Origin of the sequence: Rathayibacter sp. PhB186 (assembly GCF_003751825.1) — a bacterium.
GTDB classification, from domain to species: domain Bacteria; phylum Actinomycetota; class Actinomycetes; order Actinomycetales; family Microbacteriaceae; genus Rathayibacter; species Rathayibacter festucae.
The window spans coordinates 121,856-141,933 of the sequence record NZ_RJKO01000007.1 but is presented as its reverse complement, the minus strand read 5'-3'; the positions used below and the strand labels follow the sequence as shown (position 1 = coordinate 141,933).

The window sequence follows — 20,078 nt, the reverse complement described above, 5'->3', positions numbered from 1 at the left end:
TCGTGGCCACCACCACTCTTCCCGCGGGGACGGCGCCTGCGCTCCGTCCCCGCGGGCGGACCGCCGCCTCGCGCGAGCAGCTCGCCGGCTGGGCGTTCATCGCCCCGACGGCGGCGACGATCCTCGTCCTCTTCGTCCTGCCCCTGGGCATCGTCGTGTTCATGTCGCTCAGCGACTGGCCGCTGCTGGGGTCGCCCACGGTGATCGGCATCGGGAACTACATCGACATCTTCACCGACCCGGGCTACATCGGCGCCATCCTCTTCACCCTCGGCTACACCGCGCTGGCGACCGCCTCGATCTTCGTGCTCGCCCTGGTGCTCGCGGCGTTCCTCAACTCCACCCGGCGCGGAGCGAAGTTCTACCGGATCGCGATCTTCGCCCCCTACGTCGTCGGACTCTCGACCGCGAGCCTGATGTGGGTCGTGAACTACAACGACCAGGTCGGGATCTTCGCCCAGGCTCTCCGCTGGCTCGGGATCGTCGACGGTCCGGTCGGCTTCTTCGACACCCCGCTCAGCGCCACCCTCGCGGTGACCTTCATGATCGTGTGGAAGTTCGTCGGCTTCCAGGTGGTGATCCTCCTGGTCGCGCTGCAGTCCATCCCGTCGAGTGTCAACGAGGCCGCCCTGATGGACGGCGCCAACGCGTGGCAGCGGTTCCTCTTCGTCACCCTGCCGTTCCTGCGGCCGACCCTCGCGCTCCTGCTCGTGCTGTCGGTCACCGGCTCGCTGCTGGCCTTCGACCAGTTCACCGTCATGACGCAGGGCGGACCCGACAACTCGACCGTGACGATGGTGATGTCGATCTACAACACCGCCTTCACCTCGTTCGACCTCGGCAAGGCCGCCGCCCTGTCGATCATCATGCTCATCGCCCTCGTGGTGATCAACGGCGTGCAGCTGCGCCTGGTGAAGGGATCCGAGAAATGAGCACCACCGCCGTCCGACCTCCCGCGACGACTCCCCCGGAGCCGTCCCTGCATGCGAAGCCGCCCCGGCGCCGGGAGGGCTGGCGGTCGAGGGTGCGGGGCGTCCCGTTCCACGTCACCGGCATCGTCCTGGCGTTCCTCTTCCTCTTCCCCCTGCTCTGGTCGGTGCTCAACTCGTTCAAGACCCCGGGCGAGGCGAGCGCCGCGCCGCCCACGCTCTGGCCGCAGGAGTGGAGCACCGCGAACTACGACGAGCTCGTGCAGAACGGCGAGGGGCTCGGCCAGTACGTCGGCAACTCGCTGATCGTGGCGACGGTCTCGGTCGTCCTGACCATGGTGATCGCGACGCTGGGCGGCTACGGCTTCGCCCGCTTCCGGTTCCGCGGCAAGAACCTCGTCTTCCTCGCGGTGATCGCGGTGCTGATGGTGCCGCACGCCACGCTCGTGCTGCCGCTCTACTTCATGTTCGCCCGGGCCGGCATGCAGGACAGCCTCGTCGCGGTGGGCCTCGTGCTCACGGTGTTCCAGCTGCCCTTCAGCATCTTCCTGATGCGCAACAGCTTCGAGGCGATCCCGGTGGAGCTGGAGGAGGCCGCGCGGGTCGACGGCGCCTCCTCGATCGCCGTCTTCCTCCGGGTCTCGCTGCCGCTGGTGCTGCCGGGGGTGGTGACGGTCGCCCTCTTCGCCTTCCTGGTGTCCTGGAACGAGTTCTTCATCCCGCTCCTGCTGCTGAACGACGGCTCGACGTTCACCCTCTCGGTGATGCTCGTCAACATCCGCACCGGCGCCTACGGATCGATCGACTGGGGGCTGCTGCAGGCCGGCACCACCGTCGCGATCCTGCCCTGCCTGGTCCTCTACCTGCTGCTGCAGCGCTTCTACATCGGTGGTCTCACCGAGGGCGCCCTGCGCGGCTGACCTCTTCCACGCCCTTTCACGAACTGAGGAAACACCTGTGACGATTCACGCCTCCTTCGACGCGCTCCCCCTCGGGTCGGTGCGTCCCGCCGGCTGGCTGCGCCGCCAGCTCCGCATCCAGGCCGACGGCCTCTCCGGACACATCGAGGAGATCTGGAAGGACCTCGGTCCCGACTCCGGCTGGCTGGGCGGGCCCGGCGAGAGCTGGGAGCGCGGCCCCTACTACCTCGACGGCCTCGTGCCGCTCGCGCACCTGCTCGACGACGACGTCCTGATCGAGCGCACGCAGAAGTGGATCGAGTGGATGCTCGCCAGCCAGCGGCCGGACGGGCAGTTCGGCCCGGCCGGCAACGACGACTGGTGGCCCCGGATGGTCGCGGCCAAGGTGCTGCAGCAGCACGCGGAGGTCACCGGCGATGCCCGCGTGCTCCCCTTCCTCGAGCGCTACTTCGAGCACCAGCTGCGCGAGCTGCCGGCCCGGCCGCTGCACGACTGGGCCGCAGCGCGCGCCGCCGAGAACGTCCTCGCCCTGGCCTGGGTGCACGAGCGCGCCCCGCGGGACGAGTGGACGCGCCTGGCCGAGCTGCTCTTCGGCCAGGGACCCGACTGGGACGACGCCTTCTCGGACGGCCTGATCACCGGACGTGCGATGTACTTCGACCACCGCACGCACGGGCCGAACGTCGCGATGGCGCTGAAGAACCCGGCGGTCCGCGCCCTCATGCTCGGCGGCGACGCCCATGAGGCGACCCAGCGCGCGCTGGCCAATCTGGACCGCTGGCACGGGCAGGTGCACGGACTCTTCTCCGGGGACGAGTGGCTCGCCGGCCGCGAGGCCAACCGCGGCGTGGAGACCTGCCAGATCGTCGAGTACATGTTCACGATGGCGATCGCCGCCAGGGTCACCGGCCGCTCGGAGTACTCCGACCTCCTCGAGGGGGCCGCCTACAACCTGCTGCCCGCCTCGTCGGACCCGCGGATGGTCGCGCACCAGTACCACCAGCAGGCGAACCAGATCGAGGCGTCGACCGCCGACCGCGACTGGTCCTACAGCACCAACGGGGCCAACGTCTTCGGCTTCGAGCCGCACTTCGGCTGCTGCACGGCGAACTACCACCAGGGCTGGCCGAAGTTCGTCGCGGCGCTGTGGCTGCGGCGAGACGACGCGCTGGCCGTCACCGCCTACGGGCCGAGCGAGGTGCGCGCGAGCATCGGCGGCGGCGAGCTGGTCATCGAGGAGGTCACGGACTACCCCTTCACCGAGACCGTCACCTTCCGCGTGGTCTCGTCCACGACGACGGAGCCGACCGGGCTCCTGCTGCGCGTCCCGGGCTGGGCGGCCTCGTTCGACCTCGCGGTCGCCGGCGAGACTCTCGGCGCGACTCCCGACGACGACGGCTACGTCACCGTCGAGCGGCTCTGGGTCGAGGGTGACGAGGTCGTCCTCCACCTGCCGATGAGCCCGCGCCGCATCCGCCGCGAGCGCCAGGCCGTCGGCGTGCGGGTCGGACCTCTGGTCATGGTCGCGACGCCCGACGAGTACTGGCGACCGGTGCCGGAGGCCCGCGGGATGGGCGAGTGGGAGGTCTTCCCGCAGCGCTCCTGGAACCAGGCGCTCTACCCGGACGCCCCGGTCCCGCTCGAGGAGTGGGACGTGCGCCGGTCGCCGGTCGGCGACGTGCCCTTCGACCGCGCGGACCCGCCCGTTCGCGTGCACGCCGTCGGCATCCGCGACCTCGCCGAGTGGACCCGCGACGGGGCGAGCGCGAGCCACCCGGTCGACGGTCCCGCGCCGGCGCGCTGGATCAACACCATCGACCTCGTGCCCTACGGCACCGCGCGGCTCCGGATCGCCGAGTTCCCGACCGTGCGGCCGGTGATCGGGGCCAAGGTGCCGCCGGACTTCACCGGCTGATCCAGCACCGCACGAGCCACCACCCGACCCCGCCGGCGCACGTCGCCGACGACGAGAGGACCCTCATGACGATCCCCCTGGCCGTGACCACCGGAGACCCCGCCGGCGTCGGCCCCGAGCTCGTCGTGCGGCTGCTCGACGAGCTGCGGGGCTCGGCGGCCGACCGGCTCGTCGTCGTCTCCTCCCGCGAGGAGCTGGCGGAGGGGCTGGAGCGGAGCGGCCTCGCGGTCGCTCTCGACGAGATCCTGGAGCCCGGTCGCGTCCGCCTGGTCGAGCCGGGCGGCTCGTGGCCGTCCGCTCGGGGTGCTGTGAGTGCCGCGAGCGGACGGTGGGCACTCGCCTGCCTCGAGCGCGGACTCGAGCTGCACGCGGCGGGCGAGATCGGCGGGCTGGTCTTCGGCCCGCTGAACAAGACGTCGCTGCACGAGGCGGGGATGACCGAGCCGGACGAGATGCGCTGGTTCGAGAACCGCCTCACGGGCTCGCACACGGCCTCGGAGGTGAACGTCACCACGTCGTTCTGGACATCCCGGGTGACCTCCCACGTCGCCCTCCGCGAGGTCGCGGACCTCGTCACGAGCGACCGCGTCCTCGAGTCGATCGTGCTCCTGCACGATCTGCTGGTCGGCGCGGGCACTCCGGCCCCGCGGATCGCCGTCTGCGCGCTCAACCCGCACGCCGGCGAGCACGGCCTCTTCGGCGACGAGGAGATCACCCGGATCCGCCCGGGAGTCGAGCGCGCGGTCGCCTCCGGGCTCGACGCGGCGGGGCCGTTCCCCTGCGACACCCTGTTCCGGAGGGGCTTCGACGGCTCCTTCGACGGGATCGTCACGATGTACCACGACCAGGGCCAGATCGCGCTGAAGACCCGGGCCTTCGACGGCGGGGTGACGCTGGAGGCCGGGCTCGACCTGCCGATCTGCACGCCGGCCCACGGCACCGCCTTCGACATCGTCGGCACCGGAGCGGCGACGCTCGACTCGACCCGCAACGCCTACCGGCTCGCGCGGCGCCTCGCCTCGGCCGGCGTCTCCGCTCACTGAGTCGCGGCGGCCTCGACGGTCAGCCCGCGGAGCACCGCGGCGATCGTCACGCGCTGGGTGAGCGCCGCGTCGGCGTCCACGGGCCACTGGCTCACGGTGCCGACGTGCGCCGCGACGACGGCCTTCGCCAGGACGGACGGCTCGACGATCGGGACGCGGCCGTGCACGGCGGCGAGGGCGACGAACCGCTCCCCCAGCTCGCGAGGGACGCGGCCGTCGTCGATCAGCATCAGCGCGGCGAAGGCCGGGTCGGCGGCGGCCCGCGCCAGCAGCACCGACCGCAGGGAGAACCACTCGCGGCTGGTGGGCAGCGCGTCGAGGAGGGCGCGCACGGCGTCGTCGAGCGTCTCCTCGCGGCCGTCCTCCTGCACCTGGGCTTCGAGGGCGAGGTGCAGCCGCCCCCACACCCGCGCGGCCTGCTCCTCGTGCAGAGCGAGGTAGAGCTGGTCGACGCCGGCGAAGTTGGAGTAGAAGGCGCCGCGGGTGAAGCCGGCCTGCGCGCAGATGTCCTCGACGCGCTGGCCGATGGTGCCGCTGCTGTCGAAGAGGGTGGCGGCCGCCGCGAGGAGGCGTCGTCGCGTCTCGCTCCGACGCCGGACCGGGGTGGGGTCGCCGTTGTTCACAGCGTCAGCCTAGGCGGGACCTTGCTCGGCGCGCACTTCTTCAGTACGTTCTGTATTCGATGCGAAACGTATTGAGGGCAGAGACAGGACCGACCGACGAAGCGTCGGGAAGGGTTCGACGCAGGACGACCTGGCTGCCCTTGGCAGCCGTCGGCCTCGTCGGGGCGGTGCTCGCCTGGCTGAACCAGGTGCCGTGGTGGGGCTGGCTCGTCGCCGCTGCGGCTCTGGCACTGGTGGCGTTCGCCGCGAGGACCTGGCGTCGTCGGCACTGGTTGGTTCGAGGAACGGCCTGGATCGCGGCCGCGGCGGTCGTCGGAGCGGCGGCGCTCGCGGCGGGGCCGCCCGCGGCGACCCGGACCCTCGACGGTCCGCGCACCGACCCGGTGGCCACCCGGCAGGGCGAGGTCGTCGGAGTCCGGAACGCCTCGGCCGGCGTCGACGCGTTCGCCGGCATCCCCTACGCCGCTCCGCCGGTCGGGGCACTGCGGTGGGCGGCGCCGAGCCCGGCCCCGCAGCGGTCGACCGTCCTCGTCGCCGACGACTTCGGACCCTCGGCCGTCCAGCCCGAGCCGTCGTTCGTCTCCCGGGCCACCACCCGCGTGCTCGACCTGCCGCTGGAGGAGACGCTGCTCGGCGGCTACGACACGGACGAGGACAGCCTGCACCTGAACATCTGGCGGCCGTCCGCCGCGGCCGCCGAGCCCCGCCCCGTGCTCGTCTACCTGCACGGCGGCGGATTCGTGGCCGGCTCCGGCGCTCTGCCCGCCTACGACGGCACGGCGCTGGCCTCTCGCGGCGGCACCGTCGTCGTCACACTCAACTACCGGCTCGGGGTCTTCGGCTTCCTCGCCGAGGACGCCCTCGGCGGCAGCACCCCGGGCAACCAGGGCCTGCTCGACCAGGTCGCCGCGCTGCACTGGCTGCAGGACAACATCGCCGCGTTCGGCGGAGACCCGGACCGGGTGACCGTCGCCGGTCAGTCGGCGGGCTCGGGCAGCGCCTGCCTCCTCGGCGCCTCGCCGCTGGCGGCCGGACTCCTGCACGGGATCATCGGCGAGAGCGGCGGCTGCCTGGGAACGGCGGGCGACCGCGACCAGAGCGACCTCTACGACACCGCCGCCGTGGCGCGCGAGGCGGCGGTCGGCCTGAGCGAGGCCCTCGGCGGGGCGAGCCTGGCGGAGATGCGGGCGATGCCGGCCGCGCGCATCGCCGAGGCCGCGAAGAGCCTCTCGACGCACTGGTGGCCGACCGTCGACGGCGTGGTCCTCGTGGACACCCCGAGCGCCGTCTACGCGGCCGGGCGGCAGAACGACGTCCCCCTCCTCCTCGGCAGCAACTCCGACGAGACGTCACTCGACCTGATCAGCGGCGTCGACTCGGATCCGGAGACCTGGGCCCGGGAGGCGCGGGAGGACTACGGCCAGGATGCGGACCGCTTCCTCGAGCTGTACCCGGGCGGCGACGCGGACCAGGTCACGCAGTCGCGCCTGCGGGCCGGCACCGACGAGTCGATGACCGCGCCGATGCGCCGGTGGGCGCTCGCGGCCGCCGCCTCGGGGTCGGCGCCCGTCCACGTCTACTCCTTCACCCGGACCCCGCCCGGCCGCGGCCTGGAGCGCTTCGGCGCGTATCACGGCGCGGAGGTCATGTACGCGTACGGGAACCTCGGCGCGGACGGCGACGCCGACTACACGGCCGTCGACCGCCGGCTCGAGAGCGAGATGAGCGGGCGCCGGCTCGCCTTCGTCGCAGGCGAGGAGCCGGACACTTCCGGCGGGGAGCGCTGGCCCTCGTTCCAGGAGTCTCCCGACAGCGTCCTGGAGTTCGGCGATGTCGTCCGCGTCACCGATCGCCCCACCCCGGACGCGGTCGACTTCTGGCTGAGCCGGGCGAGCTGACCCGGGGCCGTCAGGCCGTCTTCGTGGTCGGCCGAGCGTCCGGGTCCTTGCCGAAGCGGCGGACGAAGGTCTGGCGCAGCTCCTCGAGCTGCTCGCGCTCGCGGTCGCTGATCGGATCCGCCTGTCCCGCAGCGATCCGACGCTGCAGGCTGTTCGCTCTCCTGATCACCTGAACCATGGGAACCACCTCCGTCTTCCGTTTTCCGTCGCCTCGGGCAGCGTGTCCACGCTTCGCGGCGGCGCCGATCACGGCACGCTCGCGACCGCGGCCCCCGCCCTGGCGGAGGAGCGCGGTCTCCGGTCGTGGGGTGACGCGTCTCGCTCGTTCGGGGGGTAGGGACGGCGCGAGATGACGGCCGGGACCCGTTGTCGCGGGCCGCCTCGAGTGCCAGGGTCGGCACTGGGCGAGTCGTGCAGGCGCACGGTCGTTCCACCTGGAGAGGAACCCGCTGATGCGTTTCACCATCCGCCGATCCACCGTCCCCCGCAGTCTCGCCGTCGCCGTGCTGGCCGTCGCGCTCATCGTCTCGGGCGCTCCCGCCCAGGCGGCGCCCGCTCCGGCGCAGGCGGCGGCCGCGGCGGCAGCAGCGGCAGCACCCGTGGTCGGCCCGATCACCGGGGTCGCCTCGAAGCGCTGCCTCGACGTGCCGAACGGGTCGACCGCGAACCGGACGATCGTGGTCCTCTACGACTGCAACAGCGGCGCCAACCAGAAGTGGACGATCGCCACGACCGGCGAGATCACGGTCTACGGCGGCGCGAAGTGCCTGGAGGTGCGCAACCGCTCGACGACGGCCGGCGCCGACGTGCAGATCTCGGACTGCGTCGGCGGGGACGGACAGCGCTGGCGGGTCGAGAGCGACGGCACCATCCGCGCCGTCGCCTCGGGCCTCTGCCTGAGTGTCAAGGACCGGAAGACGGCGAACCGCTCATCGGTGCAGATCGCGGCCTGCGCCGGCGGCGACTGGCAGAAGTGGCGGACCAGCGCGGTCGTCGCGGACACGACGGCCCCGTCCGCGCCGGGGAGCCCGCGGGTGACGAACCTCGCCTGCCGCACGGCGACCTTCTCCTGGAACGCGTCCACGGACGCCGTCGGGGTGGCGGGATACGACGTGTACCACGACGGCCAGTTCATGAAGTCCGTCGCCGGAAACGTCCTGTCCACCGGCCTCGATGTCGTGCCGGGCGCGCAGTGGGGCCTCTACGTGAACGCCCGGGACGCCGCCGGCAACGTCTCGCAGGCCAGCGCCACCGTCGCGGTCACGGTCCCGCAGTGCAGCACCGACACGCAGGCGCCGACGAGCCCGACCGGGCTCACCGCGAGGGCGTCCGGCACCGCTGTCACCCTCACCTGGACCGCGAGCACCGACGACGTCGGGGTGCGCAGCTACACCGTCTTCCGCGGCTCCGCGCAGGTCGGCACGGTCGCCGGCAGCGGCACGACGGCGCCGGTCACGACGTTCACCGAGAGTGGCCTCGCGGCGAACACCGCCTACTCCTACACGGTCGCGGCCGTCGACGCCCAGGGCAACACCTCCGCTCGCAGCGCCGCCGCCGCGGTGACCACGGGCGGCGCCTGCAGCACCGCGTTCTGCACCGTCACCCAGACCGCCACCGACACCGACATCCCCTGGGGGCTGACCACCGTCCCCGACGGGACCGTGCTCTACTCCCGCCGCGACGCGCAGGACATCGTCCGCCTGAACCCCACGACCGGCGTGAAGACCAGCCTCGGGACCGTGCCGAACGTGCAGAGCACGGACGGCGAGGGCGGTCTGCTGGGCATCGCGGTGTCGCCGACGTTCGCCACCGACCAGTGGCTGTACGTGATGCACACCTCCCCCACCGACAACCGGGTGATCCGCCTCAAGCTCGTCGGCGACCGCCTCGACACGAGCACGGTGCAGGTCCTCGCCTCCGGGATCCTGCGGAACAAGTACCACAACGGCGGACGCCTGCGCTTCGGCCCCGACGGCAAGCTCTACGTCAGCACCGGCGACGGCCAGAACACCGCCACCGCGCAGAACCTGAACTCCCTGAGCGGCAAGATCCTGCGGATCAACCCGGACGGCTCGATCCCCTCGGACAACCCGTTCGGGAACGCCGTCTGGAGCTACGGACACCGGAACCCCCAGGGGCTCGCCTTCGACTCGCAGGGCCGTCTGTGGGAGCAGGAGTTCGGCAACAGCGTCATGGACGAGACGAACCTCATCGTCCGCGGCGGCAACTACGGCTGGCCGGCCTGCGAGGGCACCAGCGGCAGCTGCGGCACCGCCGGCTTCCTCGCTCCGAAGGCGACGTACCCGACCTCTGCGGGCTCCTGCTCCGGCCTCACGGTCGTCCGCGACGTCGTCTACATCGCCTGCCTCCGCGGCACCCGCCTCTACCGCGCCCCGATCACCGGCGACGCGCTGGCCACCCCGACCTCCGCCTTCGTCGGCACCTACGGCCGCCTGCGCACGGTCGAGCCCGACGGCCGGGGCGGCCTCTGGATGACGACCTCCAACACCGGCGACAAGGACAGCGTCCCGAACAACAGCAGCGAGAAGATCCTCCGCGTGACCCTCGGCGGCTGACCTCCCCTGCTGGTCGAGTAGCCCCGTCTTCTGACGCTGGTGGATCTCGAGACGCCCGCTGCGCGAGCAACTCGATCAACATGCATCCGCGCTCGACGGCCGCATGCCGGCGTGCCCCACGCATGCTGGTCGAGTAGCCGCCGCAGGCGGCGTATCGAGACCCGCCGTCCTCCGCGGGGTGGTCTGCAGACCCGCCTTCTGGTGCGGGTGGATCTCGATACGCCCGCTCCGCGGGCTACTCGATCAGCATGGATCCCCGCTGCGCGGGTTACTCGATCAGCATGGATCCCCGCTGCGCGGACTACTCGATCAGCATGGATCCTCGCTCTGCGGGCTATTCGATCAGCAGGCATCCGTCCTCACTCTTCGTGCGAGGCGTGCGCGGCCTCTGACGATCGCAATTGACTACGCAGTCAAACCGTGTTGTACTCGTCGGACCGCGCAGTTGACTGCGCTGTCAACCTCGGGTCCGAGGACGAGCGAAGGAGCTGCGACGTGGACGCATCGAAGGCCGTGCCGCAGCCGGACGACCGCGGTCGCCGGGTCTCGATGGCTGACGTGGCCCGCGCCGCCGGCGTGAGTCAGAAGACGGTCTCCCGCGTCGTCAACGGGGAGGCGCACGTCTCCCCCGAGATCGGCGAGCGCGTGGCCACGGCGATCCGCACCCTCGGCTTCCGGCCGAACGCCGCCGCCCGAGCCCTGGTCACCCAGCGGAGCCGCCGGATCGGCATGGTGACGATGAGCACCTCCCTCTACGGTCCGTCCGCGATCCTCGACGGCGTCGAGCAGGCCTCCCGTGCCGCCGGCTACTCCCTCAGCGTCGTGCGCACGGCGCAGAACAGCGGCGCGGAGCTGCAGGAAGCGGTCGACGCCCTCGTCGATCAGGGCGTCGACGGCATCATCCTCTCGGAGCCGGTCGACTTCGGGCATCCGCGCCTCACCATCCCCGCCGACGTCACGGTGCTCAGCTTCGACCACCCGAGCGAGGCGCACCGCCCCGAGGAGCTCGTCGTCGGCACCGACGAGGCCGGGGCCGCCCGCAGCGCCACCGAGCACCTCCTCGCCCTCGGCCATGAGACGGTCTGGCACATCGCCGGCGCCGGCACCTGGTCGGCCACCCGCCGTCGCATCGACGGCTGGCGGACCGCCCTCGCCGACGCCGACGCCGCCGAGCCGCCCGTGCTGAGCGGCGACTGGAGCCCGCGCTCGGGGGCGGAGGCGATGGCGTCGATCCTGCACCGGCGCGACGTCACCGCCGTCTTCGCCGCCAACGACCAGATGGCCGTCGGGGCGATCCACGCCGCCGAGGCCGCCGGCCTGCGCATCCCCGAGGACCTCAGCGTCGTCGGCTTCGACGACGACCCGATCTCGGAGTTCCTGCACCGGCCGCTCACCACGGTCAAGCAGGACTTCGCCGAGGTCACGCGCATCGCGATGCACCGGATGATCCGCACCCTGGACGGCCACGCGCCGACCGAGCGGCACCGCTCCGTCCCCGCCCAGCTGATCGTCCGCGCGTCCAGCGGGCCCGCGAACCCCGAGCGCGCGGCGCTGGCGCCCGCGTCGCCCGTCCCTGTCCCGTAGCTCCCCGTCCCGTACCTCCCTGCCCCGTAGCTCCCCGTCCCGGCTCTCGGCTCCCTCTTCCAGCTCTCCCCGTCCCTTCCCACCGCCGTCCGTGCGGTCAGCACGAGCCGCCTCCGCGCGGTCCCTCCGGCGCGCCCGCCGGCCCGTCCCTCCCCCTTCTCCGAAGGAGCTCCTCCATGCACCCACTGTCCCCCGCGCTCTCGCGCCGCGGGCTGCTCCGTCTCGGCGCCGCCGCCGGCGGCTCGGCGGCCCTCGCCTCCCTGCTCGCCTCGTGCGCCGCGACCGGCCCGCAGGCGGCCGTCGAGTCCGGAGCCGTCGACCTCTCGTTCTGGACGCACGACGACGGCTACGTGACGTTCTTCACGGAGGCGCTCGCCCTCGCCGATGCGCGCACCGACTTCTCCTACTCGCTCGATGTCACCAAGATCGGCGCGACCGACATCGTCACCAAGCTGATCGCGCAGGCCGTCGCCGGCTCCGGCACGCCGGACCTCGTCGGCATCGAGGTCGCGAACTTCGCCCGCACGCTCCGCGGCTCGATCGCCCCCGAGCTGCTGGTGGACCTCACCGAGGCGACCGCCCCCTACCGCGACGACCTGATCGCCGCCCGCGTCGACGCGTTCAGCAAGGACGGCGCCCTCTACGCGCTCGACTCCGACACTCCGCTCGCCGTCTACTACTACCGGGAGGACGAGTTCGCGCGCCTCGGCGTGCCGACCGACCTCGAGACCTGGGAGGAGTTCGCCCGTGTCGGCGGCGAGATCAGCGCGCGGGAGGGCGTGTCCTTCGGCGCGCTCTCCGTCGGAAGCGATCTGCCGCAGGTCGTGCAGGGCTACCAGCTGCTGCTGATGCAGCGCGGCGGGCAGCTCTTCGACCGCGACGGGAACCTCGACCTCGCCACTCCGGAGGCCGAGGAGGCGCTGCAGTTCGCGGTCGACGGACTCGCCTCCGGCTTCTTCACGACCGTCGCCGACTACTACGGCCCGAGCATGCAGAGCGGCCTGAAGCAGGGCTCGATCCTCGGGGTCGACATGCCCACCTGGTACTCGAGCTACGGCATCAAGCCGAACGTGCCCGAGCAGGCCGGCCTCTGGAGGGTGAAGACGCTCCCCCGCTTCGTGAACGGCGGCAGCCGCACGGCCGTGGGCGGCGGCACCGGCTTCGCCGCGGTCACCGGCAAGGCCAACAGCGACGCCGCGGTCGAGCTCGTCCTCGCCGCCTACCTCGATCCGGCCCAGCAGGTGAAGCGCTACCGCGACCTCGGCTATCTGCCGACGCTGCGCTCGGTCTACGACGACCCCGAACTCGCCACGATCACCGACGACTACTTCGGCGGCCAGGCGCTCTTCGACGTCTACGGCGAGATCATCGACGAGGTCCCGTCGCTCTTCCAGAGCCAGGACCAGCAGATCCTCACGACCGTGCTGTCGGGCTACCTCCTCCAGGCCTACAAGGGCACCCTCTCCCCGGCGCAGGCGCTCCGCGCCACGGCCGAGGACTTCCGCGGCCAGGCCCGCAGCTAAGGATCGATGATGTCGACTCTCACCACGGCCGGGGCGCCCGCCTCCGCTCAGGACGGCCGCGGCGGCTCCCCGCTCGAGGCCCGGCGCGCCGCGAAGCGGAAGCGCCTGAACACCTCCGGCGGCCGGGCCCCGTACCTCTTCATCGCGCCGTTCTACCTGCTCTACGCCTTGTTCATGATCGTCCCGGTCGGTGCGGCGATCTACCTCAGCCTCACCGAGTGGGTCGGCCTCGGCTCCCCCGAGTTCGTCGGGCTGGCCAACTACGGGAACCTGCTCGGCGACACGAGCTTCGGCGTCGCGCTGGTGAACACGCTGATCTACACGCTGATCGCGGTGTTCGTCATCGTGCCGTGCTCGCTGCTGATCGCGCAGGGCCTGAACGCCCGCGGGCTCAAGGCGCGCGACCTCTTCCGGCTCACCTTCTTCATCCCGATGGTGCTCTCGCCGATCGTCATCGCGCTGATCTACAGCCTGATCTTCGACCGCAGCTACGGACTCCTGAACTCGCTGATCCGCGCGGTCTTCGGGTTCGGCGACATCGACTGGCTCGGCGACCCGACGCTGGCCAAGGTCGCGATCGGCTTCGTCCTGCTCTGGCGCACGGTCGGCTACCTGACGATCTTCTTCCTCGCCGCACTGCAGGCCGTGCCGAAGGAGCTGTACGAGGCGGCCGAGCTCGACGGCGCCGGCGTGCTCGCGAAGTTCCGCACCGTCACGCTCCCCGCGATCCGCCCGGTGACCGCGTTCGTCGTCGTCACCTCCTTCATCAGCGCCGCCCAGCTCTTCGACGAGCCGTACCTGCTCACGCGGGGCGGACCGGGCGAGGCGACCCTCTCCGTCTCGATGTTCATCTACCGCGCCGCGTTCGAACGCCAGCAGTTCGGCTACGCCGCCGCGGCCGGAGTCGTGCTCTTCGTGCTCGTCTTCGCCGTCAGCCAGATCCTCAACCGCGCCCTCGCCATCGGGAGAACCTCATGACCGCCACCACGGGAATCGTCACCGCCGACGCTCCGGAGCGCCGCATCCCGCGGAGGCAGCGCCGGGCGAGCGGCGGCGAGCGCGCCCGCCGCGGACTGCTCTACGTCACCCTCTCGGCCCTGCTGCTCGTCTTCGTGTTCCCGCTGCTGTGGGCGCTGAGCGGCTCGTTCAAGAACCGCGGCGACATCTTCTCCACTCCCCCGTCGCTCGTCCCGAACCCGGCGACCACCGACAACTACGTCAATCTGCTGACCACTCAGCCCTTCTGGGCCTGGTTCGGCATGAGCGTCGGCACCTCGCTGCTCGCGACCGCGGTCTCGGTCTTCGTCTGCGCCATGGCCGGCTACGGCTTCGCGAAGTTCGCCTTCCGCGGCAAGAAGGTGCTCTTCACGATCATGTTCTCGTCGCTGTCGGTGCCGTTCGTCGTGATCCTGGTGCCGCTGTTCATCCTGATCGTGAAGGCGGGGCTCTCGAACCCGTGGTTCGCGCTGATCGTGCCGTGGGTCGCTCCCGCGTTCGGGATCTTCATGATGCAGCAGTTCATCGTCCAGTCCATCCCGGACGAGATCATCGAGGCCGCCCAGATCGACGGCAACAGCGAGTTCGGCACCTTCTGGCGCGTGGTGCTGCCGCTGCTGCGCCCCTCCCTCGGAGCGCTGGGCGTCTGGGGCTTCCTGCAGACCTACAACAGCTTCCTCTGGCCGCTCGTGCTGCTCTCGGACTCGTCGCAGTACACGATCCCGCTGGGCCTGAACATCCTCTTCGCGTCCGAGAACCGCTCCTACGACCTCGTCCTGGCGGGCGCGGTCCTCGCCTCGGTGCCGACGATCCTGGTGTTCTTCCTGCTGCGCAAGCAGCTGCTCGACGGGCTGACCGCGGGCGCCGTCAAGGGCTGACACCCCCACCGCCCTCCTCCGCCACTCCTCACCCGAACGTCCGAAAGGCCCTCCCATGCAGCACCTCACCGACCGCATCCTGTTCGGCGCGGCCTACTACCACGAGTACCAGCCGACCTCCCGGCTGGGCCGCCGCGACCTCGCCGAGGACTTCCGGCTGATGAAGGCCGCGGGCTTCACGATCGTCCGCGTCGGCGAGTCGGTCTGGTCGACCTGGGAACCCGAGAACGGCGTCTTCGAGCTCGACTGGCTGCAGCCGGTGCTCGATGCGGCCCACGAGCACGGCATCGCGGTCGTGCTGGGCACGCCGACCTACGCGGCGCCGATGTGGCTCGCTCGGCTGTACCCCGAGATCAACGTCGAGCGCTCGAGCGGTCGGCCGATGGGCTGGGGAGCCCGGCAGGAGATCGACTACTCGCACCCGGCCTTCCTCTTCCACGCCGAGCGGCTCATCCAGAGGATCGTCGAGCGCTACGCCGCGCATCCCGCGGTGATCGGCTTCCAGGTCGACAACGAGCCGGGCAACGAGATCTTCCACAACCGGCAGGTCTTCCAGCGCTTCGTCGACCACCTGCGCGCGCGCTACGGCACCGTCGACACGCTGAACGACGAGTGGGGGCTCACCTACTGGTCGCACCGCCTGTCGACCTGGGCCGACCTCTGGACCCCTGACGCCAATCAGCAGCCGCAGTACGACCTGGCCTGGCGCCGCTTCCAGGCCTCGCTGACCACGGACTTCATCGGCTGGCAGGCCGACATGGTCCGGGAGATCACCGCGCGGGCCGGCCGCGACGACCAGTTCGTCACCACCTGCATCTCCTACGAGCGCAGGACGGTGCAGGACGAGGAGCTCGTGCGCTCCCTCGACATCGCCGCCGGCAATCCCTACTACCGGATGCAGGACGGGCTCGAGCTGCCGGACGCGCGGGTGTTCGATCAGCACTGGACGACCTCGGGCACCTGGGCGCTGTACGCCACCGCGGACCGCATGTACGGATCGAAGCAGGCGCCGTTCCTGGTGACCGAGACCGACGCGCAGGCGATCGGCATGCCGTGGTCGAACGAGCCCGGCTACGACGGGCAGTGGCGCCAGGCCGCCTGGGCTCTGGTCTCGCGGGGCGCGACGATGATCGAGTACTGGCACTGGCACACGCTGCACCACGGCGCCGAGACCTACTGGGGCGGGATCCTGCCGCACTCGCAGGAGCCGGGCCGCGTCTACGAGCAGATCGCCGCGCTGGGTGCCGACTTCGCCGCCGCCGGCGACCGGGTGACCGAGCTGACCCCCGACTCCGATGTGGCGATCCTGTTCTCGAACGAGAGCAAGTGGGCGCTCGAGGAGTACCCCTCGTTCAGTGACCCGACCCAGGGCACCGTCGCCGCCCGCGGCGTGCCCGTCGCGTCGACGCGCACCTTCCAGACCGTCTTCGACTCCTTCGCGCGCGGCGCCTTCGACGCGGGGCTGCAGTCGAACACGGTGCACCCCTCGCAGCTGACCGGGACGTCGCCCGCCGCCTACGCGGCCGCGCATCCCGTGCTGGTCGCCGCGGCGTTCACCATCGCCGACGACGCGCAGCTGCAGTGGCTGGAGGCGTACGCGGCCGCGGGCGGGCACCTGGTCGTGGGCGTGCGCACCGGCTACGAGGACGAGGAGGCGCGGGCCCGGCTGCAGCGCAAGCCGGCGTTCCTCGACGAAGCCGCGGGCGTGCACTACGACGAGTTCGCGAACCTCGCGGTTCCGCTGCCGGTCGTCGCGGAGTCGGGCTTCCCGCTGCCGCCCGGCGCGACGGCGACCCTCTGGGCCGACGGCCTGCAGCCCGACGACGCCGAGGTGCTGGTGCGCTACGTCCACCCGCACCACGGCCGGTTCGCCGCCGTCACGACGCGCGCGCACGGCGCGGGCCGGGTCACGACCGTCGGCACCGTGCCGGACCTCGAGCTGGTGCGGGCCCTGATGTCCTGGGCCGTCGGCGACGCCGCGTCGGGATGGCGCCGCGCGACCGCGTCGCAGACGGTCACCAGCGCGACCAACCGCCACGGCGAGCGGATCCGCTTCGTGCACAACTGGTCCTGGGAGCCCTCGGTGTACCCGCTGCCGGCTGCCGCCACCGACGTGCTGACCGGAGCCGAGCTGCCCGCCGGCACCGAGCTCCAGCTCGGCCCGTGGGACGTGCGGGTCCTCGCCGCGGACGACTGAGCGACCGGCCCTGCCGCGAACGCCTGTCGGGGCAGGCCGGAGACTCGACTTCTCGCCCGGGTGGATCTCGATACTCCCGCTCCACGGGCTGCTCGATCAGCATGGGCCATCGCTCCGCGCTGCTCGATCAGGAGGGATCGTCGCTCCGCGCGCTGCTCGATCAGCAGGGATGCGGTGCGGCCGACCCGGGTTCGGCGGCGATCATGCCGGTCGAGCAGCCCCGGAGGGGCGCATCGAGACCCGGCGTCCTCCACAGGATGGTCCGCGGACTCGTCTTCCGGCATCCGGTCCTGCGTGCGGGCGGAGGCACCGCCGCTCTGCCACAGTGGTCACGCGCCGGGTCGTGGGACGGCCGACGCGCGGGAAGGGGTGGCCGACGCATGAGCGACACGGCGGCGGGACTCTCCGCGGCGCGAGCCGAGGAGCCGGTGGGGGTGCCCGAGGTGCTCTCGGAGCGCAGCGGACCGCGCTCGGTTCGCGCGCTCCGGCTCGGCGTCGGCGGCGCGGGCCTCCTCCTGACGCTGGTGCTGCTCGTCCCGCACGCACCGGCGCTCCCCGGGCTGTGGCTCGCGTTCCTGGTGCTGCTCGCCGCGATGTGGATCACGGCCTCGTTCCGGCTCGAGCTCGCCTCCGGCATCGGCACGGTCACCTTCGGGGTCGGCGTGTCGGTGCTCGCCTTCCTGGCGCAGGACGTGCCGCGCGTCCAGGCGCTGCTGCTGTGGGTGCTCGCGATCGCGCTGTTCCAGGTGATCTCGCGGCGCCCCTGGGCCGCCGTCGTCTACTGGACCGGTCTCGCCGCGCTCTCGGGCGGGGCGTTCCTGCTCGTCCTCTCCCTCTTCCCGCAGACGGGCTGGTGGCCGGTCCTCGCGGCGGTGCCGGCGGTGCTGGCCTACGGACTGCTCTCTATCGGAGCCGAGTACCTGCAGGCCTGGCTGACCCTGGCCGACGTCAGCGACGTGCCGCGGCCTGCGCTCCGGGCCGACCGGGTGCTGCTCGCCCTCGGCCTCAACATCGTGCTGGTGGCTCTCGCCTACGGCGCGCACCTCTCCGCCGGGGTCGAGCGCATCGATCTCGGCGCCGGCCTCGAGATCCGCTCGGCGAACACGCTCCTGATCGTCGCGCTGGCGGTCGCCGTGGTCAGCCAGTACCTCCGCCGCGCCCGGATCGAGCGCAAGCTGAACGGCCTGATCGAAGCGGCACTCGCTCTGCCGTGGGGCGACCAGGAGGCGATCTTCGAGACGCTCGAGCGGGCGGCCCGCACGGCGATCCCGTCAGCGAGCACGCGGATCTCCGCCACTCCCGGGCGCGCGTTCGAGCTGTCGGCGCCGATCACCACGCCCGGCCTGGGCCTGCGGCACGTGGTCCTGACGCGGCGCCCCGACTCCGGCGGCTTCACCGCACTCGAGCACCGCACCCTCCTCGCCCTCGCGCACATCGCGACCCAGGCCCTCTACGATCGCCGCAGCACCCGCGTGCTGCGCGATCAGGCCACGACCGACTCGGTCACCGGTCTCAGCAACCTCCGCGGTCTGTACGAGGAGTTCGCGGCGATCAGCGACCAGGAGGAGCGGGCGGTGCTGTTCATGGATCTCGACGACTTCAAGGCCGTCAACGACACCCACGGCCACTCGACGGGCAACACCGTCCTGCAGGAGGTCGCCCGTCGCATCCGCGAGAGCGTGCGCGGGGACGACGTGGTCGCGCGCATCGGCGGCGACGAGTTCGCCGTCCTCCTGGACTCGATCACCGCCGGAGCCGTCGCGCTCCGGATCGCGCGCGCCGTCGAGCGGCCCCTGGTCGTCGGCGACGCCGAGCTCCACCCCCGCATCAGCATCGGCGCCCCGGTCGCTGTCGACGGCGGCTCATTCGACCGGGTGATGCAGGAGGCGGACGAGCGGATGTACGAGACGAAGAAGGAACGCAAGGGCGAGGAGGCGCAGGAGGCGGCGGTGCAGGAGGCGGAGTCGAAGGAGCTGGATCTCGTCGCCGAGGTCCGCGTCGCCGTCGCCGACGGGACGGTGCGGGTCGCCTTCCAGCCGGTGATCGACGTCGCCGAGCGGCGCATCGTCGGCTTCGAGGCGCTGGCCCGCTACACCCGGACCGACGGCACCGCGCTGAGTCCGATCACGCTCGTCGACATCGCGCGCTCGCTGGGCCTGCTGGACGAGCTGACGGTGCAGATCGTCGACCAGGCGGTGGCCTGCATGATCGAGTTCCGTGCGATCGATCCGTCGGTCACGTTCCTCAGCGTCAACATCGAGGCGGAGCAGCTGATGCACGACGGCGTCACCGAGGTGATCTGCGCACATCGCACCGCCGATCAGGGCATCCAGCTCTGCCTCGAGCTGACGGAGGGCTCGATCGGGCACGTCGACGAGGCCGTCATCGAGCGGGTCCGCGCCCTCACCGCGGACGGCATCGCGATCGCGCTCGACGACTACGGCCAGGAGCACGCGGCCGCTGCGGCGCTGCTGACGGTGCCGCTGAGCATCGTCAAGATCGACCGTGTCTTCCTCGCCGACGAGGAGAACCCCCGGCACGCGACGATCCTCCGCTCGATCATCAACCTGGTCTCGGACCTCGACATGCACACGATCGTCGAGGGCGTCGAGACGACCTCCGCTCACGAGCTGCTGACGAGCCTGCATGCCGACCGGGCCCAGGGCTACTTCTACGGCCGCCCCCTCTTCCCGGAGCTCGTCAAGGAGCGCCTGCGCGCCACGGGCACGGCGGCGATGCCGGAGCAGCCGCCGGCGTAGCCCGCGGAGCGGCCCCCGCCCGCTGATCGAGGAGCCCCGGCCGTGTTGATCGAGTAACCCGCGCAGCGGGCGCATCGAGATCCACCGTCCGCGGGAGCCGGGGTCTCGATACGCGCTGCGCGCTACTCGACCAGCATGGAGGGGCTGCGACGCACTCGCCCCGCGCAGTGTGCCGTCCATGCCGACCCAGCAGCCCGCGCAGCGTGCCCTGAATGCCGACCCTGCAGCGTGCCCTGC

At 71.7% G+C, this 20,078-nt stretch carries 14 protein-coding genes; 12 read left to right on the top strand and 2 right to left on the bottom strand.

Annotated features, from left to right (window positions below):
- Positions 1-2: 2 nt before the first annotated feature.
- From EDF45_RS16620 to EDF45_RS16605, 4 genes are all read left to right on the top strand, one after another.
- Complete coding sequence (locus tag EDF45_RS16620) at positions 3-932, top strand: carbohydrate ABC transporter permease (RefSeq protein WP_243581886.1); 930 nt, start codon at positions 3-5, stop codon at positions 930-932.
- Positions 929-1,849, top strand: coding sequence for a carbohydrate ABC transporter permease (locus tag EDF45_RS16615; RefSeq protein WP_123737057.1), 921 nt, complete (start codon positions 929-931; stop codon positions 1,847-1,849). The genes EDF45_RS16620 and EDF45_RS16615 overlap by 4 nt, the downstream gene beginning before the upstream one ends.
- A gap of 37 nt (positions 1,850-1,886) precedes the next feature.
- On the top strand, positions 1,887-3,764 hold the full coding sequence (locus EDF45_RS16610; RefSeq protein WP_159984853.1) for a beta-L-arabinofuranosidase domain-containing protein: 1,878 nt from the start codon (positions 1,887-1,889) through the stop codon (positions 3,762-3,764).
- A gap of 65 nt (positions 3,765-3,829) precedes the next feature.
- Positions 3,830-4,807 (top strand): PdxA family protein, encoded by a 978-nt coding sequence (locus tag EDF45_RS16605; RefSeq protein WP_123737059.1) that lies wholly within the window; start codon positions 3,830-3,832, stop codon positions 4,805-4,807.
- Here EDF45_RS16605 and EDF45_RS16600 read toward each other — a convergent pair.
- Positions 4,801-5,430, bottom strand: a complete 630-nt coding sequence (locus tag EDF45_RS16600) for a TetR/AcrR family transcriptional regulator (protein ID WP_123737060.1) — start codon at positions 5,428-5,430, stop codon at positions 4,801-4,803. The genes EDF45_RS16605 and EDF45_RS16600 overlap by 7 nt on opposite strands.
- A 140-nt stretch (positions 5,431-5,570) precedes the next feature.
- Between EDF45_RS16600 and EDF45_RS16595 the strand changes: the two genes are divergently transcribed.
- On the top strand, positions 5,571-7,328 hold the full coding sequence (locus tag EDF45_RS16595; protein ID WP_185020237.1) for a carboxylesterase/lipase family protein: 1,758 nt from the start codon (positions 5,571-5,573) through the stop codon (positions 7,326-7,328).
- Positions 7,329-7,338: 10 nt separating this feature from the next.
- Here EDF45_RS16595 and EDF45_RS21380 read toward each other — a convergent pair whose 3' ends face one another.
- Positions 7,339-7,506, bottom strand: a complete 168-nt coding sequence (locus EDF45_RS21380) for a hypothetical protein (RefSeq protein WP_185020236.1) — start codon at positions 7,504-7,506, stop codon at positions 7,339-7,341.
- Positions 7,507-7,780: 274 nt separating this feature from the next.
- Between EDF45_RS21380 and EDF45_RS16590 the strand changes: the two genes are divergently transcribed.
- From EDF45_RS16590 to EDF45_RS16560, 7 genes are all read left to right on the top strand, one after another.
- Positions 7,781-9,904, top strand: coding sequence for a PQQ-dependent sugar dehydrogenase (locus EDF45_RS16590; RefSeq protein ID WP_123737062.1), 2,124 nt, complete (start codon positions 7,781-7,783; stop codon positions 9,902-9,904).
- A 495-nt stretch (positions 9,905-10,399) separates the two neighbouring features.
- A complete protein-coding gene (locus EDF45_RS16585) occupies positions 10,400-11,488 on the top strand; it encodes a LacI family DNA-binding transcriptional regulator (protein WP_243646305.1) in 1,089 nt (362 codons plus the stop codon).
- 176 nt (positions 11,489-11,664) lie between these two features.
- The gene (locus tag EDF45_RS16580; protein WP_123737063.1) at positions 11,665-13,011 is read left to right on the top strand and encodes an ABC transporter substrate-binding protein; all 1,347 of its coding nucleotides are present in this window, start codon (positions 11,665-11,667) and stop codon (positions 13,009-13,011) included.
- Positions 13,012-13,020: 9 nt separating this feature from the next.
- On the top strand, positions 13,021-13,989 hold the full coding sequence (locus tag EDF45_RS16575) for a carbohydrate ABC transporter permease (RefSeq protein WP_123446502.1): 969 nt from the start codon (positions 13,021-13,023) through the stop codon (positions 13,987-13,989).
- Positions 13,986-14,885, top strand: coding sequence for a carbohydrate ABC transporter permease (locus EDF45_RS16570; protein ID WP_123737064.1), 900 nt, complete (start codon positions 13,986-13,988; stop codon positions 14,883-14,885). The genes EDF45_RS16575 and EDF45_RS16570 overlap by 4 nt, the downstream gene beginning before the upstream one ends.
- 55 nt (positions 14,886-14,940) lie before the next feature.
- Positions 14,941-17,082, top strand: a complete 2,142-nt coding sequence (locus EDF45_RS16565) for a beta-galactosidase (protein ID WP_123737065.1) — start codon at positions 14,941-14,943, stop codon at positions 17,080-17,082.
- Between the two features lie 380 nt (positions 17,083-17,462).
- Positions 17,463-19,841, top strand: a complete 2,379-nt coding sequence (locus EDF45_RS16560) for a bifunctional diguanylate cyclase/phosphodiesterase (protein WP_185020235.1) — start codon at positions 17,463-17,465, stop codon at positions 19,839-19,841.
- Positions 19,842-20,078: the final 237 nt, after the last annotated feature.